Consider the following 16,094-nt stretch of genomic DNA (forward strand, 5'->3'; position numbering starts at 1 on the left):
ATGCGGCTATTTCATCGCCGACGCTATGGTTTCCACCAGGTTGAGCTGGGTGAACGGCTTTGACAGCCGCGGCAGCCCGGCAGCGAAACCTTCCAGTCGCTCGGCATAGCCCGTGGCAAGGATGATCGGTACATCGGGTTTCAATCGGCGAATCGCATCCGCCAGTTGTGCGCCACTCATTTGCGGCATGGCCATGTCGGTGATCACCAGATCAATCGAAGGATTGACCTCGAACAATTCGAGCCCCTGCCTCCCGGAGGTTGCACTAATGACCCGATGGCCGAGGTCTTCAAGTAACAGGCACGTACTGGTTAGAACGAGACTGTCGTCATCAATCACCAACACGCACAGCCGAGGGATATCTGGCGTCGAGTTTTGCTCGACAACCCGCGCCGACGCGGAACCCTCCAGCGCGACGGGCAACCACATCTCAGCTGTGGTGCCGTGGTCTTTTCGACTCTTGAGAATGAAGCGCCCGCCCAATTGCTCAATAAATCCATGGACCATCGACAAACCCAGCCCGGTGCCTTTGCCAAGCCCTTTGGTGGTGAAAAACGGGTCCATGGCCGATGCCAAAGTTACCTCATCCATGCCCAAACCCGTATCGCTCACGCTCAAACACACATAGCGGCCTGCAATCGAAGAAAGACGATTGCCATCGCTGGCTTCGGCCTCACGGCTACTGATGGTAATGGTCCCGCCGTTGGGCATGGCATCGCGGGCGTTGGTGGCAAGATTAAGCAACGCCAGCTCGAGCTGGTTGACGTCCGCCATGACCGGTTCGACACCTTGAGGAAAACGGGTTTCCAGGACAACGGAAGGCCCAAGCGAGCTACGTAACAACCCGGAAATACCTTGTATCAGCGCGGGGAGATCGACCGGCTCGGATTTCAATTCCTGCCGCCTGGCAAAAGCCAGCATGCGCTGAGTCAGCGAAACACCCCGCAGGGCACCTTGGGTGGCATTGTCCAGCAGGCGAACGATTTTCGGATCGTCAGCCAGGCGTTTTCGCACAATCTCCAGATTGCCAAGGATCACCGTGAGCAAATTGTTGAAGTCATGGGCAATGCCGCCACTGAGTTGTCCTATAGCCTGCATCTTCTGCGCCTGGAACAGCGCTTCGCGGGTTTGCTCCAGCGCTTGTTGCGCCTGGGTCACTTCAGTGACGTCGCGAGTGATCTTGGCGAATCCCAGCAAGGTGCCGGTTTCGCCCCAGATCGGATCGACCACGACATGCGCCAGAAAACGCGTGCCGTCCTTGCGAACGCGCCAGCCCTTGTTTTCGAATCGCCCCTCATTGGTAGCAATGCTCAGGGTGCGTAGTGGTTCCCCGGCTGCTCGGTCTTCGGGTGTGTAGAACATGGAGAAGTGTTTACCGATGACTTCTTCCGGCAAGTAGCCCTTGATGCGCTGTGCGCCCAGGTTCCAGTTGGTCAGGTGCCCGCGCGGGTCGAGCATATAGATGGCATAGTCGGTGACACTTTGCACCAGCAAGCGGAACTGCTGTTCACTTTGCTTAAGGGTTTCTTCCGCCATTTTGCGGTCTGTCAGATCACGGGTGATCTTGGCGAAACCCAGCAACTTGCCCGTCGGGTCGAGAATCGGATCAATCACGACGTGCGACCAGAAATGCGAGCCATCCTTGCGCACCCGCCAACCCTCACCTTCGAAGCGCCCTTCGCGAATCGCCGTGTCGAGGGCCTTTTGCGGCAGCCCGGCACGGCGGTCCTCATCGGTGTAAAAACGTGAGAAGTGATGGCCCAGAATTTCGGCCTCTTCATACCCCTTGAAACGTTTGGCGCCAGCGTTCCAGCTGGTGATGATGCCATCGGGATCAATCATGTAGATCGCATAGTCAACCACTGCATCGATCAACAAACGAAGTCGCTTTTCTTCGACGCCGTTGCCATTGGTTCGATCTTGGCTCATTGACCCCTCACATCCGCTTTGCTTTTTCAGGAGTATGCGACAAAGCGCAAAATTGGAAAGCCCTAATACAATGTATCGGGCTATCACCAGCGGTTAGCGGTACACGTATTTCTCGATGTAGGTGTACAGGTCGTTGTAGGCAAAATCTGGCACCTCGCTGGCATGGGTTGCGCTCTTGATCAGTGCCAAATGACATTCCTTCACCATTTCGTCTCGCTCCGCCATGGTATAGGGGCGATTGTCGATAACCGCTTTGTATTCAGCGTAGGCGTAAGCCTTCGTCGCCTCGGTGACGGTCAGTTTCCCTGCGGCATCTTTGGTGTAGGTGCTGTGGGCCTTTAAAGTCCGCTCTTTCAATGCGCCAAGCCCGCGTTCATACAAAAGGATCTGTGAGCCGCTCTCTTTTTTGGCGATGACCTCAATCGCGAGCAGGATGGCCTGCGCGTTATCCATGCTGGTCTCCAGCGCCGAATAGCTGACAAACCGCTCGAGTTCTTTTTTATCGAGGCTTCTGAGTGCCCGCTTGATGCTCGACACGTGTGCAAACGACTGGTCGCAGCCGACGATATGGGCTTCGAGCTGATAGCCGGGAGCAATACTCGCCAAGCCGGAAAAGCCAACATCGTCGAACGCGCACTCCATGATCAGGTTGTACCGTCGCGTGACTGCTTCGGCGAAGAGCTTATTGCCCAGCGCTCGAACGAATGATTCTGTATGGGCATAGGCATGCAGAACACCCTCCTTGATCATGTCTGTGTATTGCGGGTGTTTTTCCCGGTACTCGGGCAGGTAAAGGCGAACATGATTGGTAAACCGCCCTGAAGGCAGCAGGCTCTTTTCCAGCAGGTAGGTTTTGCCTGAACCCTGCAATCCTGCGGTCACCAACAATTTTGGCGGGGTCTCGGCGGTTTTACCGGCGAACAGCGTGGCCGTGATTTGATCGAACGCTTTGGTGACGTCCGCTTCGGTGTAGGTGTAATTCGGTGCTTCTGACATGCCTTGATCTCCTTATCAAAGAGCCGGGTGAAAGTGATAACCGGCCTTTTCAATAAAGTGTGCTTTCGACGATTGTTCAAATCGCTGATTGCTTCAAGGTATGTCAATGTTTTTAAAGGTAAAAAATCCTACTGCCCGGTGTGAAAAAGCGCTGGTTCAATCGACCACCAACGCGGAAGCAATTGCTTGACCTTGCTCTCGCCGAAGCGGTCATCGATCAACATCACCACCCCTTGATCCTGCTGGGTGCGAATCACCCGGCCTGCGGCCTGGACCACTTTTTGTACTCCGGGATAAAGATAGGTGTAGTCGTAGCCGGCACCGAAAATCGCAGCCATGCGCCGTTTCAGTTGTTCATTGACCGGGTTGAGCTGTGCCAGCCCGAGGGTGGCGATGAACGCGCCTATCAGTCGCGCGCCGGGCAAATCGATGCCTTCGCCAAACGCTCCGCCAAGCACGGCGAAACCGACACCCTGGCTGTTTTCGGTGAATTGATCGAGAAATTGCTGGCGCTGTTCTTCACCCATGCCACGCGACTGCGACCACAGGTTGATCTGCGGATGTCGTTCGGCCAACAACTGCGCGACTTGCTGCAAGTAATCGAAACTGCTGAAAAAGGCCAGGTAGTTGCCAGGCCGCTGGCTGAACTGCTGGGCAATCAGCTCGACGATGGGTGCAAGCGATGCCTGGCGATGGACAAAGCGGGTGGAGATCCGGTTGACGATGTGCACTTGCAACTGATCGGCATGAAACGGCGATTCAACGTCAATGCATACCGTGTTCGCCGGTGTGCCCAGCAAGTCGGCGTAATAGTGCCGAGGGCTGAGGGTTGCGGAGAAGAGCACGGTGCTGCGTGCAGTGGTCAGGCGTGGGCCAATGAAACCGGCAGGCACCACGTTGCGCAGACACAGTTGCGAGAGGTTGCGCTTTCGATCGAGGTCGCGCTTGGTGATATCGAACAGGTACTGCTCATCAAAGAGCTCGGCCACCCGGCCAAATTGCAGCATCTCGAAATAGAAGTTCTGTAATGCGCTGTCCAGGCCTTGGGGATGATCGTTCAGGTAATCACCGATACTGGCACTGCATGACGACAGTGCCTGAAGCAGCTTTTCCGGAGCCTTGTCATAGGCCTGATAGGCGCCGAGTTGCTGGTTATGCAATGCATTCCATTCACGATTGACCCGTTGCAGCGGTTTTTTCAAGGCCTCGGGGGCAATTTTTCGCACATCGTTGAGGGCCGCTTGGTCGAGGCTGGCGCTGTACATCTGCCTGCCGCGCTCCACCAGATTGTGGGCCTCGTCCACCAATACGGCGACTTTCCATTGGTTGGCCTGGCAGAGCCCGAACAACAACGCACTGAAATCGAAATAGTAGTTGTAGTCAGCCACCACCACGTCGGCCCAGCGCGCCATTTCCTGGCTCAAGTAGTAAGGGCAGACGTCGTGCGCCAGGGCGACTTCACGCAGCGCACTCTGGTCCAGCATGTGCACATGGCTGGCAGCCAGGCGTGCGGCGGGCAAGCGATCATAGAACCCCCGCGCCAGCGGGCAGGACTCGCCATGGCAGGCGTTGCCCGGATGCTCGCAAGCCTTGTCCCGGGCGACCATCTCCAGCACCCGCAAGGGCGGTGCGTCGGCACTTCGGGCAATCACTTGCGCGGCGTCCAAAGCCAGTTTGCGCCCGGGGGTTTTCGCTGTGAGAAAGAACACCTTGTCCAGTTGCTGCGGTGCCAGAGCCTTGAGCATTGGAAACAGGGTGCCAACGGTTTTGCCGATCCCGGTCGGTGCCTGGGCCATCAGGCATCGGCCGGTGCTGACGGCCTTGAACACCGATTCGGCGAGATGACGCTGGCCCGGCCGGAAACCGGCATGGGGAAACGCCAGTTGCTGCGCCGCACGATTACGCGCTTCGCGATGGGCCATTTCCTGTTCGGCCCAGTGCAAAAACAGACTGCAATGCTGCTCGAAAAACAGCCGCAGTTGCTCGGCGGTGAAACCCTCGACCAGACAGGTTTCCTTTTCGCTGACGATGTCGAAGTACACCAGCGCCAGGTTGATCTGCTCAAGTTGCAGTTTTTGGCACATCAACCAACCGTAGATTTTTGCCTGGGCCCAGTGCAGTTGACGGTGATTGTCCGGTTGTTTGCTCAAGTCGCCACGGTAGGTTTTGACTTCTTCGAGGCAGTTTTGCCCCGGATCGTAACCGTCCGCCCTGCCCTTGACCTTCAGGCTCTTGAACAACCCTTCCAGCGCGACTTCACTTTGATAGCCCTCGCTGCGCCGGGAGGCCACCGTGCGATGGCCGACAATGCCTTCGAGCGCCGTCGGCGACGGTGTGAAGTGCAGGTCCAGGTCGCCGACCTTCGCGGTGAACTCACACAGCGCGCGCACGGCAATGCTGTAGCTCAAGCGTCTTGCTCCGCCCATTGCACGTAGCACACGGCAATCGGCATGTGGTGTTCATGGCAGAACTCCAGCCAGCGCAACTGGTTATCCTGCAAGCGATCTCCCGGGCCTTTGACTTCGATCATGCGGTAGGTTTTTTCCTGCGGCCAGAACTGGATCAGGTCCGGCATGCCGGCGCGATTGGCCTTGATGTCAAGCAGCAGTCGATTGAACCAGTGCTTGAGATGTTCCGCCGGCAAACAGTCCAGCGCCTGTGCGAGTAATTCTTCGCTGAGCACGCCCCAGAATACGAACGGCGACTGCACGCCCCACTTTTCGATAAAGCGCTCCTGGATGGTGTGCCGATAACGACCGTCGTCGAGTTGCGCCAGGCACGCCTGGAACAGGTTGGAGCGGCGTTCGTGGAAATCCTCGTTGAGCAGGTCCACCGGCCCGCGCTGGAACGGGTGGAAAAAGGCCCCGGGCAACGGTGCGAAAATCGCCGGCCAGCACAACAGGCCAAACAGCGAGTTGATCAAAGTGTTTTCTACGTAATGCACCGGTGCCTCGTCTTGCGAGAGGTGCGTCTGTACGTAATGTTCCACCGATAAGGCCAAATCGGTTCGCGGCAATTGCAGGTCCAGCCGCAGCATTTGCCGGGGCGATGCGCGTTTCATTGGCGGGCCACCGAGCTTGCGTCGCAGCCTTGGCAGCACCCGGAGCAGGCCCTGTTGCTCGGCGGCGCTCTCCGGCGCTCGCTCGGCATCGGTGGCCAGCTCCAGCGCCAACGCATATTCTGCGCAGCGCTCCAGCACGCGGATCAACCTCAGCCGCGCGCCGGGGTATCGGCATTGACGATACAGCGCCAGCGCCGAGGCGAAATCGGCAATGCGCTCGCAATGCTGAGCGATCTGGAACAGCAGCTTATCGCGACGCCTTTGCAGCCAAGGGTTGCTCAATGCCAGCCCGTTTACCTGCGCAACGACATCAGCCAGCGCCTCGCCCGCTTCGAACAGTTGCTGGCATTGGTAAAGGTACATGCAGGCGTCTACGTCCTCACGGCTACGCAAGCCTCGGGAATCGGCGGAAAACTCGACCTTTTCGTAGGTAAAGATGCCAAGGTCGGCCAGCACGAACTCGGACCAATCCTGGTAAAGATTGCCAAAAAACATCAAGCGCAGGCGATCACACAAGCTCATGATGGTCAGGCTGAACAAGCGGTCGTCCAGCGCAGGAGACCACTGATTGAAACTGCGCGCCTCAGGGAATCGATCACTCAGCGCCGGCAGCCAATCGGTCTTTTTCCCCTTGGGTTGATCGATTACCGAACCCAGGCACTCGAGGATCTCGGCCTTGAGCAGCACATCGAACAGTTCTTCGATCGACAGCGGCATCTGTTCATCGACCCAACCCAGCCCCAGCAGCGGGCCGGCAGCGTCGGCGATGTCACCAATCTCGGTGTAATGCAGTTTGCCGGCCCTGAAATGAATGCCCTTGCGCATGACCATCCGCACCAGCAATGCACGGGATTCGCGTGCCAGCCCCTTGAAGTCGCGAATAAAGCAGTGCTCTTCTTCGGTCAACACGTCGGCGTAGCGATGTTCAAGCCAATCAATGACTTGCATGAAGTTGTTCAAGTAATAGAACGGATCGTCGAGGGGATTTGCAGTCACAGGAAATGGCGGCCATGGCAAGCGAAATACTGGTTATGCGTACAGATACCAGCAACGGCCTGCCCGGTGCAAACGGAAAAGGATAAGCGGCGGCGCTGCGAGGTATTTTTTCCGCCGTGGCGAACTTTTTGTCGATCCACGGCACCAACCGCGTTACAGGTGCTGTCGTGCGCTACAGGCACAGCGTTTCTTTGTTTGAGAGGTGGTTATGAATATCAAGACTCTGGGATTGCCCCTGGCGGCAGCAGCCTTTCTGGCATTAGCCGGTTGCTCGACGCCCACCGTGGTGACCCTGCAGAACGGCACCCAGTATTTGACCAAGGACATGCCGAAAACCAAGACCAAGGATGGCTTCTTCGAGTTCGAGGATATTTCCGGGGCGAAGGTCAAGGTCAAGGCTGACGAAGTGACCACGATTCGCCAGGAAGACTGAAGCGCACGTCATCGATCATCGCGAGCAAGCTGATGTGTGGATAACGACCGCTACGCGGCCGGACGCAGGCTTCGCCAGCTGCTACAAAAGCCAGCGTCCACCCTGTAGCAGCTGCCGAAGGCTGCGTTCGGTTGCGAAGCAGCCGCAAACCTGCAGGCTCAGTCATCAGAGCCAACACGCGTCCCATAACGGATAGTCATGAACTCGCTGAACAAGCCCTGCGCGGATGGGGTTGGCGACGATATATCGAGCAAGACTTTTGACGTCTTGTTCCCGGCGAACGGCGCGATCGTGATAGCCCTTTTGCCAAAGGCGCCCTCGCCGCTTCAGCGCTTGATTCACGGCCAGACTGCTGCGGGACTTGATTCTGCACATCAGCTCACCCAACGTTTTATCCTGCAACTGCACAAGGCAATGCAGATGATCCGGCATCACTACCCAAGCCAGAAAAACAGCCAGACCGTCCTCCTGCGCCCGATGCAATTCCCCGACAACCAACCTGCCCAACCGCCAATCAGAGAAAACCGGCTTCCGCTGATCAACCACCGCTGTTAACAGATAAACGCGTCCCGATTCCGAGTAACGACCAATGCGAAGATCAGCGGCCTTCAAACACTCAGGCATTCCCTTGCCTCCATTCCATCGAAAGAGGCAGGGAATTTAACGTTATAAAACGTTCGATCGCACCAGCAAAAAGCTACAAGACTTGACTGATCAACTACCCGTACGAATCTTGTTCCAGACCCGCGTACGAATCCGGTCGATGTTCAGGGGCATGGCTTCCAGGGCGAACAACTTGCCCATCATTTCCGGGCTCGGGTAGACCTTGGTGTCGTTCTTAATTGTCGGGTCGATCAAACTATCGGCCTGTTCGTTGCCGTTGGCGTAATGCACGTAGTTAGTGATGCTGGCCATCACGTCCGGGCGCAGCAGGTAGTTCATGAAGGCATAGCCGGCCTTCTCGTCCGGGGCATCGACGGGCATGGCGACCATGTCGAACCAGATGGCTGCGCCTTCCTTGGGAATCGCGTAACCGATGTCGACGCCGTTCTTGGCTTCTTTCGCGCGGTTTTCCGCCTGCAGGATGTCGCCGGAGAAGCCGACCGCCACGCAGATGTCACCATTGGCCAGGTCGCTGGTGTACTTGGACGAATGGAAGTAGCTGACATAAGGCCGGACCTTCATCAGTAAGGCTTCAGCCTTTTTGTAGTCTTCCGGGTTTTTGCTGTGATGCGGCAGGCCCAGGTAGTTGAGCGCTGCTGGTAACAGTTCAGGGCCGTTATCGAGGATGGCCACGCCGCACTTTTGCAGCTTTTGCATGTTTTCCGGTTTGAAGATCAGGTCCCAGGAATCCACCGGCGCGTTATCGCCCAACACCGTTTTGACTTTGGCAATGTTGTAGCCGATGCCGGTGCTGCCCCACAGGTACGGGAAGCCGTGTTCGTTGCCCGGATCATTGGTTTGCAGGGCCTTGAGCAGCACCGGGTTGAGGTTCTTCCAGTTCGGCAACTGGCTCTTGTCGAGCTTCTTCAGCGCCCCGCCTTCGATCTGCCGCGCCATGAAGTGGTTGGACGGGAACACCACGTCGTAACCGGATTTGCCGGTCATCAGCTTGCCATCGAGGGTTTCGTTACTGTCGTAGACGTCGTAGGTGAAAGCGATGCCGGTTTCTTTCTGGAAATTCTTGGTGGTGTCCGGCGCGATGTAGTCCGACCAGTTGTAGATTTTCACCGTGTCAGCCGCCTGGCTGATGGATGCGACCAGCATCAGCGGGGCCAGTGTCAGTGTCTTTCGGATCATGAGTCGATTCCTGTATGGGTTTGTTTTTGTTGGCAGGCAATCAAAGGATCAGCTTTTGTTTTTAAAAGAATTCAGAAAATCAAAACGTAGGTCTTGCGCACGGTTTCCTGGATATCCCAGATGCCGAGGCTATTGGCGGGCAACATCAATGCATCGCCGGCTTCGATGTGCAGGGTTTCGCCATCGTCCGGAGTGAAGGTGCAGCGTCCCTGGATGAAGTGACAGAATTCCTGGGCAACGATCTGCCGCCGCCAGCGACCCGGAGTACATTCCCAAACGCCGGTCTCGACGCCGTCGTCGCGTTCGACACTGGTGGTCGACGCCACAGCCACAGGCGTACCGAGTGGCACGGCGACCGGGTTCGACTCCTCCAGCTTCAGGGTTGCGGTGTTTTTGAATTGCGTGATGCTCATGGGAATACCTGTGGTTGTAGAACGCGTTTACTGCATGAAACCTTCCATGAACCCCGCCACTCCACTGGCGAGTTTGCGCCGCCAAGGTGCAGTGGCCGGGTTGGCAAGGGTCTGGTCTTCGTGGACAAAGCTGCGAATGATTGCGTTGTAACCGAGCCAGCGGCACGGTTCGGGCTCCCAGGCCCGAAGCGAATCGAGACGGCCCTGGGGAATGACCCACGGCTGACGGACCAGCTCGGTGTCGCGTTGCAGGATCAGGTCGGCCAATGTCCGCCCGCCCAGGTTGCTGGCACCTACGCCCTCGCCGCCATAGCCACCCGACAAGGCAATGCCACTGGCCTGATCGCAGAGCATGTGCGGTTTGAAACGCCGGGACATGCCAAGGTTGCCGCCCCAGCCGTGGGTGATTTGCACGTTCTTGAGTTGCGGGAACAGTTCGCCGAACAGATAGCGACGCAGCTCGATTTCGCTGCTTGTCAGGTCGAAGTCATGGCGTAACTTGCCGGCAAACTGATAGCCGCCCCGGGCGCCGAAGATCAACCGGTTGTCTGCGGTGCGTTGGCCGTAGGTGACCTGACGGCTGCTTTCACTGAACGCCTGGCCACCGCTCAGACCGATTTCGTCCCAGGTTGCAGCAGACAGTGGTTCGGTAGCGACAATCAGGCTTTGCACCGGTAATTGATAACGACCTAATGGCGGCAGCGTCACCGAATAGCCTTCTACTGCCGGCACCACCCAGCGACTGCGCACCGAAGCTTTCGCCGTGCGCAGACTGCCGGACTGCCATTGCGTCACGGGGCTGTTCTCATAGATCCGCACCCCCATGCGCTCGACCGTCCGCGCCAGGCCCCGTACCAGTTTGGCCGGATGAATCGTCGCCACATGCGGCGCGTAGATGCCGCCGTAGGGTTTGGCGACGCGAATCTGCTGCGCCAGTTGCTCAGGGCTGAGCCAGCGGTAATCGTTTTCGTTGAGCCCTTGCTTGTAGAGTTTGTCCAGATACTGTCGCAGGCTGGTTTGCTGTTCCGGATAACGGGCCGCGCAGTAAAGTGCCCCGCCCTTGCGGTAATCACAGTTGATGCCTTCACGTTCCAGGACAATCTCTACCTCATCCGGAATGTTGTGCAGCAAATCATAGGAAGCCCGGCGCTGTTCAGGCGACAGGTCGGCCAATAGCCGATCCTCGCCCAACAGGTTGCCCATCAACCAACCGCCATTGCGCCCTGATGCGCCAAACCCGGCGGTCTGCGCTTCGATGATGGCGATATTCAACCCGGGAGCCAGACGTTTGAGGTAGTAAGCCGTCCATAAACCGGTGTAGCCAGCGCCGACAATCGCGACGTCGAGGTCCAGATCCTGTTCCAACGCCGGCCGCGCCAGCAACGGCTCGTCGAGTTGGTCCATCCACAAACTGATAGTGCGCCACGCCGGCATGCAAGACTCCGCCACTGAAACTTCGATGGCGTTGATCCTAGTGCGAGGGCTTAAGCGCTGTCTTGCGCGCGTGCACGCAAAGAAATTTGTTTGGCGTAAGCCTTGGGCGACAGGCCGGTGTGTTGGCGGAAACAACTGTAGAACGCTGACAGTGAATTGAACCCGGCAGCGAACGCCAGCTCGTCAATGCGCAGCGGTGGCGCGGCGTTGTCCAGCGCCGCGAGCAGGTGTTGCAGACGCGCCTGGTTGACGTAGCGATAGAAGCTCTGCCCCAGCACTTGATTGAGCAGGTAGGAAATCTGATTGCGGCTGTAGCCGCATTCCTTGGCTACACGTTGCAGGTCAAGCTCGGGGTCGAGATAGGGTTGCTGGCGCTGGAAGTATTGCTGCAGGTCTTCAGCCATGAAGCTGAGCTGTCGCGGCGACAAACCGAGTCGACTGACCGCCGGCCGCTGAGTGCCGCTGCTTTTGCTGGCCGGCTGTTCATGCACCAGCGAAGCGTACTCGTTGACCCGCCAGATCAGCCCGTCCTTGACGGTAATCGCCTCACTGGCACGAAACGACACAAGCCCCTCGCCGCCACGCAGAGTGATGCGGTACTGAATGAACGCGGTGTTGCCGTCCAGGCGAATGCGGTCCGAATGTTCCAGGGCTTCATCCGGATCGCGGGGCATGCTGCTGCGCACGTATTCGCGCAATTGCTCAAGGCCCATCACCTGGTTCTGGAAAAAATCGTTGTACTGAATCTCGGGGTGATACAGCGCCATGACCCCGTCCAGATCCCGGTGCTTCCAGCGCAAGTGATAGCGCATGACCGTCTCGGCCGTGGCCTGGGTTTGTTGCGGGCCGTCATCCTCGGCGTGCATAAAGCTCTCGACCTGAAAAAGCCGAGCTTGCCCAACTTCGGCTTTCGCTTCAATGACTAAACGGGCAGCGGCTTTTTTGCGTAAACGTTTGCGCAATAGGCCAAGAATAAAAAATGCGACGCAATCGCCAAACGGCCTGAAAATTCCACATTTTTTTCACATTCAGGTGCTACTTTTAAAGTCTGTCATCGGTTGAGCCATTGAAGGCTCTTCCCTCCTAACGTGAGCTAAAGGAAGCGCTCGATGAAGAAGGCGGGCAACACATGAATAAAGGGTTCAGCAAAGTCACTTTTCCAAACGCCTGCCAGCTGATGCGCTGGCATTTTCATCCCATGGGTTTCGAGGCGAGCATGGATGCGCCGGGCAGCATGATTGCCCGTTTGTTTGATCGAGCAACTGGCGAGACCATGATCGCCATAGCCGGTATCCCGTGTGCGACGGTGATGAATGCCGCCGATGTGGAGCGAATCATCGAAGCCGTGGAAGATGAACTTGAAGCGTTCATTCCCCCGGTGGCCCTCAGGAGTTACGCCTGAAGGTTACGAGCACAAAAAAAGCCCACGTTTATGTGGGCTTTTTGTTGGGCGAAATTCACAAATCGCAGCCTTCGGCAGCTCCTATGCTTGGCCTTGGCGATGATCGGCAAAGAACGCCTTGCCCTTACCGATCCGGTCGGAGGCCTTGGGCATGTTGGCGGCTTGATTGTCCGGGGTATCGACATACCAGTAGCAATGACTCACGGCGCGGGTAATACCGACGTAGGCCAGGCGCAGAATTTCATCTTTCTGCGCATTGTCGTACGGCTCGTTGTCCCCAGCCTTGCCCAGGCCCGCCATGCGATACACCTGATTTTTGTATGGTGAACTGGTCAGGTGCTGGCAATCGCCAAGCAGAAAAACCGCGTCTGCCTGCAAGCCTTTGGCGCTGTGGTAGGTCAATTGCTTAATGCGCCGCGCGTCATACGGCAAGCTAGAATCAACATTAACTACAGGCTGAATATGCCCCTCTATCAATGACTTATCGCTACTTTTTCGATAAAGCATCAAGATCGAATCGCCCTTTCGGTAGTGCTCCATCAGCCTTTGCGCCATGCCTTGGTCATCCCGATCCAGCACGTTGACCGGCAGCAACGCCTTCGGCTCGCCGCTGGCCTTGGCCTTCTTGCCTGGGATCGCCGGCGCCGCACGCACGATGTGTTCGGCGGCGTCGATGATGTGCTGATGACTGCGGTAATTATCGCTGAGCATGACTTTGGTGGTGCTTGGCGACGAAAACTCCTTGTTGAACTCCATGAAGTAACTCGGCGAACTGCCGCGCCAACCGTAAATCGATTGCCAGTCGTCCCCTACGCACAGCAACGACGAGCGCTGTGCTCCGCGACCGACGTGCATGGCCGGTCCGCGACTGCGGATTTCCGCCAGGCTGGCGCGGATCCACGAGACAATCTGCGGCGATACATCCTGAAATTCGTCGATCATCAGATGCGACAGCGGCCGCAATAACTCATCGCTGAGCAACTTGAGGTTTTCCGGCGAGTGTTCGCTAAACAGGGCGAACATCCGGTTGTAGGTCATGATCGGCGGCTTCTGGTCGAGCAAATGGTCTTCCAGCGCTCGCCAGAACAGACTCAAGGCCTCGAAGAACAATCGGTCCGGGTCATCCTTGCCAAAGCTCATCTTGCCCACGGCGGTCGGTACGTCGAGGCCGAGGTTTTCGATAAACCCGGCGGCAGCGACAAAACTGTCGAGCAAGGGTGCGGAAGCAAGCTCACCCTTGACCTTGTAATCGAAACCAGGCCCAGCACTGGCATCCCCGGCCAGCGAAGCCAAAACACGTTTTGATGATTCGTAACTATCAAGCCATATCAATGGCTTACGGCAGAAAGCTTGAAACAGGGTGCGTTTCACCGCCCATTCCGCGCGCACGCTCAGCTTAGCGTTGGGACGCGCCACCTGCGGGTTTTCCCGAGGATCGAAGCCCAGCACCACCCAGGCATCCAGCGACGGAATGTAGCCGTGGCAATGGAAGGTCGAGCCGTTGATATCGAATGTCTGACGATTAGGCTCTATGCCCTTGATCGGCCAGGCTTTGGCTCGAAACCACAGGTCCTCGATCGTGTCGCAGAGCTCTTCATCGCGCTTGGCGGCCAATTCGGTCACGGCCATGCGTTTTTGCACGTCCGGGTGGTCGCGCTCCAGCTCCTTGAGCTGCAAGGCGTGGCGCGACAGCGGCTTGATCAACTCGCGAAAGCGTTCGTCGCGGGTATGCAAGGCGTGATAGCAAGCATTGAGCTGCTGACGCTGGGCATCGTTGATGCGCAGGTCGAACGGATTGCTGTCCACCTCTTCCTCTGCGCCTTGCGCTCTCAGGCTGAGGTTTTCGAAAGCTTGCAAACGCTCGAAACCCGGCAGGCTGCGCACCATGGGCAGAATCCGCGAGTGAAAGGTCCGCACCAGATCTCGCGCCTCTTTAAAGCTGAGCACACGCCCCCACAGCGCAAACAACTCAATCAGTTTGTTAATGAAGTCTTTGCGCGATTCGCGGGTGAAGGTCACCACCGTCATCGAACTCAGCTCGAATCCCAGGTACTGGGTCAGCAACACGATACGCAACACCAGCGTGGTCGACTTGCCCGCACCCGCGCCGGCGATCACCGAGGTCGACGGCGTATCACTGAAGATCATCTTCCACTGAGCAGCGCTCGGTTGAGCGTGAGGCGGCAACAGTCGGACAACGTCGGCCTTCATGCGTTTCTTCAGTTCGGCGGTCAACGGCAGGCGCCAATCGTCGAACAAATGATCATCAATGTTCGGCGGGCGATGCTCGGTACTGCGGGAGTCGCGTATCAGCAACACCTGCCGGCCTTCTTCCAGCCCTTCAAGCTTGCCTTCCTTAAAGCCGTAATCCACCCCGGCAATGTGCCCGCTGCGAAACCCGTCCGCCTGGCCGTGCAACCACGAGGCGCGGTGCTGTGCGCGAAGGCGAGTCAAGCCATGACCAAAAAACCGGGCGGCCAACCGCTTGAGCAGCGGCATCTCGGCCAGAGGACGAAGTTCAGGTGGAAGATCGGGGGTGTGCTGCGCCACGCGGACGGACTCCAGGGTCTGAGACGGTTGAGGCTATGGTGTCTGGATTTGCCTTTGAGTTCTAGTGAAATGCTTACGACTCATTGGCTTATGCGATGAACTGAAGGCTGGGTGAGAACGTTTCGAGCGGGTTTTATATCAATCCATTCGATTGTTATGAGGCATTTTTTACGCTTTTTATCGATTGTTGCCTGCTGGATGATGGCCGTCATCAACCACCGGTCTCGCTTCATGGACCCCGCATAGCGCCCATGACGAACCTTTCAGGAGACGATCATGCTTGAACTCAGACCTTTCAACTCGTTGGGTGGCGCTCACCACGGCTGGTTGGATGCCCATCATCACTTTTCGTTCGCCGAGTACCACGACCCCAAACGTATGAACTGGGGCAACCTGCGGGTGTGGAACGATGACGTGATCGCTCCCGGCACCGGTTTCCCGCAGCATCCGCACCGGGACATGGAAATCATCACCTACGTGCGTGAAGGTGCGATTACCCACCAGGACAACCTGGGCAACAAGGGCCGCACCGAAGCCGGGGACGTTCAGGTCATGAGCGCCGGCACCGGGATCGCCCACAGCGAATACAACCTGGAAGCAACGCCGACCAAGATCTTCCAGATCTGGATCATCCCCAACGAATCCGGCCTGGCACCTTCGTGGGGCGCCAAACCGTTCCCCAAAGGTCAGCGCGAAGGTTTCGTGACCCTGGCCAGTGGCAAGGCCGGCGATGATCAGAGTCTGCGTATCCGTGCCGATGCCCGTTTGGTGGCGGCGAACCTGAAGGCCGGTGAAACCGCTGAATACCGTTTGGACAGTGGTCGTCGCGCTTATCTGGTACCGGCCACCGGTGTCATTGAAATCAACGGCTTGCGTGCACAAGCTCGCGACGGTGTTGCGGTTGCCGATGAGCAGGTGCTGCGCGTCACGGCCATTGAGGACAGCGAGATCGTGTTGGTGGATCTGGCTTGATCTGATAGTTTTCGGGCAAAAAAAGGGGCGACCGTTAATGGTCGCCCCTTTTTATTCAGCGGTGCTTCGACTGACGCCATCGCGGGCAAGCCCGCTCCTACAGGGTAT

At 57.5% G+C, this 16,094-nt stretch carries 13 protein-coding genes; 3 read left to right on the forward strand and 10 right to left on the reverse strand.

The features are described from left to right. Nucleotides 1-6: 6 nt before the first annotated feature. From KVG88_RS02615 to KVG88_RS02630, 4 genes are all read right to left on the reverse strand, one after another. Nucleotides 7-1,929: a hybrid sensor histidine kinase/response regulator gene (locus KVG88_RS02615; RefSeq protein WP_217870234.1), complete on the reverse strand. Its 1,923-nt coding sequence runs from the start codon at nucleotides 1,927-1,929 to the stop codon at nucleotides 7-9. Nucleotides 1,930-2,022: 93 nt separating this feature from the next. After that, nucleotides 2,023-2,925: a zeta toxin family protein gene (locus KVG88_RS02620; RefSeq protein ID WP_217870235.1), complete on the reverse strand. Its 903-nt coding sequence runs from the start codon at nucleotides 2,923-2,925 to the stop codon at nucleotides 2,023-2,025. A gap of 128 nt (nucleotides 2,926-3,053) precedes the next feature. Beyond that, nucleotides 3,054-5,333 carry an ATP-dependent DNA helicase gene (locus KVG88_RS02625; protein WP_217870236.1) on the reverse strand — a complete coding sequence of 760 codons (2,280 nt, stop codon included), beginning with the start codon at nucleotides 5,331-5,333 and terminating at the stop codon, nucleotides 3,054-3,056. Then, nucleotides 5,330-6,982 carry a VRR-NUC domain-containing protein gene (locus KVG88_RS02630; protein ID WP_367616824.1) on the reverse strand — a complete coding sequence of 551 codons (1,653 nt, stop codon included), beginning with the start codon at nucleotides 6,980-6,982 and terminating at the stop codon, nucleotides 5,330-5,332. The genes KVG88_RS02625 and KVG88_RS02630 overlap by 4 nt, the downstream gene beginning before the upstream one ends. Nucleotides 6,983-7,190: 208 nt before the next feature. Between KVG88_RS02630 and KVG88_RS02635 the strand changes: the two genes are divergently transcribed. After that, complete coding sequence (locus KVG88_RS02635; protein ID WP_150700459.1) at nucleotides 7,191-7,415, forward strand: YgdI/YgdR family lipoprotein; 225 nt, start codon at nucleotides 7,191-7,193, stop codon at nucleotides 7,413-7,415. Nucleotides 7,416-7,580: 165 nt separating this feature from the next. Here the strand turns inward: KVG88_RS02635 and KVG88_RS02640 are convergent, their stop codons facing one another. From KVG88_RS02640 to KVG88_RS02660, 5 genes are all read right to left on the reverse strand, one after another. Next, nucleotides 7,581-8,039: an REP-associated tyrosine transposase gene (locus KVG88_RS02640; protein WP_217870237.1), complete on the reverse strand. Its 459-nt coding sequence runs from the start codon at nucleotides 8,037-8,039 to the stop codon at nucleotides 7,581-7,583. Between the two features lie 90 nt (nucleotides 8,040-8,129). Beyond that, a complete protein-coding gene (locus KVG88_RS02645) occupies nucleotides 8,130-9,215 on the reverse strand; it encodes a polyamine ABC transporter substrate-binding protein (RefSeq protein WP_217870238.1) in 1,086 nt (361 codons plus the stop codon). Nucleotides 9,216-9,286: 71 nt separating this feature from the next. Beyond that, complete coding sequence (locus KVG88_RS02650; RefSeq protein ID WP_033054953.1) at nucleotides 9,287-9,628, reverse strand: cupin domain-containing protein; 342 nt, start codon at nucleotides 9,626-9,628, stop codon at nucleotides 9,287-9,289. A 27-nt stretch (nucleotides 9,629-9,655) separates the two neighbouring features. After that, on the reverse strand, nucleotides 9,656-11,062 hold the full coding sequence (locus KVG88_RS02655) for an NAD(P)/FAD-dependent oxidoreductase (RefSeq protein WP_217870239.1): 1,407 nt from the start codon (nucleotides 11,060-11,062) through the stop codon (nucleotides 9,656-9,658). Nucleotides 11,063-11,112: 50 nt separating this feature from the next. Beyond that, on the reverse strand, nucleotides 11,113-11,928 hold the full coding sequence (locus KVG88_RS02660; RefSeq protein WP_217870240.1) for a helix-turn-helix domain-containing protein: 816 nt from the start codon (nucleotides 11,926-11,928) through the stop codon (nucleotides 11,113-11,115). 263 nt (nucleotides 11,929-12,191) lie between these two features. Between KVG88_RS02660 and KVG88_RS02665 the strand changes: the two genes are divergently transcribed. Then, complete coding sequence (locus KVG88_RS02665) at nucleotides 12,192-12,464, forward strand: DUF1652 domain-containing protein (RefSeq protein WP_034148820.1); 273 nt, start codon at nucleotides 12,192-12,194, stop codon at nucleotides 12,462-12,464. A gap of 81 nt (nucleotides 12,465-12,545) precedes the next feature. On the opposite strand, the gene KVG88_RS02670 is transcribed toward KVG88_RS02665, so the two are convergent. Beyond that, a complete protein-coding gene (locus tag KVG88_RS02670) occupies nucleotides 12,546-15,014 on the reverse strand; it encodes a UvrD-helicase domain-containing protein (protein WP_217870241.1) in 2,469 nt (822 codons plus the stop codon). Between the two features lie 276 nt (nucleotides 15,015-15,290). On the opposite strand from KVG88_RS02670, the gene KVG88_RS02675 reads away from it, so the two are divergent. Then, nucleotides 15,291-15,986 carry a pirin family protein gene (locus KVG88_RS02675; RefSeq protein WP_217870242.1) on the forward strand — a complete coding sequence of 232 codons (696 nt, stop codon included), beginning with the start codon at nucleotides 15,291-15,293 and terminating at the stop codon, nucleotides 15,984-15,986. Nucleotides 15,987-16,094 lie beyond the last annotated feature (108 nt).

This window comes from Pseudomonas azerbaijanoccidentalis (genome assembly GCF_019145495.1).
GTDB lineage: Bacteria > Pseudomonadota > Gammaproteobacteria > Pseudomonadales > Pseudomonadaceae > Aquipseudomonas > Aquipseudomonas azerbaijanoccidentalis.

Bases quoted from the DNA above. Each gene is read 5' to 3' on its own strand.
- KVG88_RS02615 (WP_217870234.1), bottom strand. From the start codon at position 1,929: ATGAGCCAAGATCGAACCAATGGCAACGGCGTCGAAGAAAAGCGACTT.
- KVG88_RS02620 (WP_217870235.1), bottom strand. From the start codon at position 2,925: ATGTCAGAAGCACCGAATTACACCTACACCGAAGCGGACGTCACCAAA.
- KVG88_RS02635 (WP_150700459.1), top strand. From the start codon at position 7,191: ATGAATATCAAGACTCTGGGATTGCCCCTGGCGGCAGCAGCCTTTCTG.
- KVG88_RS02640 (WP_217870237.1), bottom strand. From the start codon at position 8,039: ATGCCTGAGTGTTTGAAGGCCGCTGATCTTCGCATTGGTCGTTACTCG.
- KVG88_RS02645 (WP_217870238.1), bottom strand. From the start codon at position 9,215: ATGATCCGAAAGACACTGACACTGGCCCCGCTGATGCTGGTCGCATCC.
- KVG88_RS02650 (WP_033054953.1), bottom strand. From the start codon at position 9,628: ATGAGCATCACGCAATTCAAAAACACCGCAACCCTGAAGCTGGAGGAG.
- KVG88_RS02655 (WP_217870239.1), bottom strand. From the start codon at position 11,062: ATGCCGGCGTGGCGCACTATCAGTTTGTGGATGGACCAACTCGACGAG.
- KVG88_RS02660 (WP_217870240.1), bottom strand. From the start codon at position 11,928: ATGCACGCCGAGGATGACGGCCCGCAACAAACCCAGGCCACGGCCGAG.
- KVG88_RS02665 (WP_034148820.1), top strand. From the start codon at position 12,192: ATGAATAAAGGGTTCAGCAAAGTCACTTTTCCAAACGCCTGCCAGCTG.
- KVG88_RS02675 (WP_217870242.1), top strand. From the start codon at position 15,291: ATGCTTGAACTCAGACCTTTCAACTCGTTGGGTGGCGCTCACCACGGC.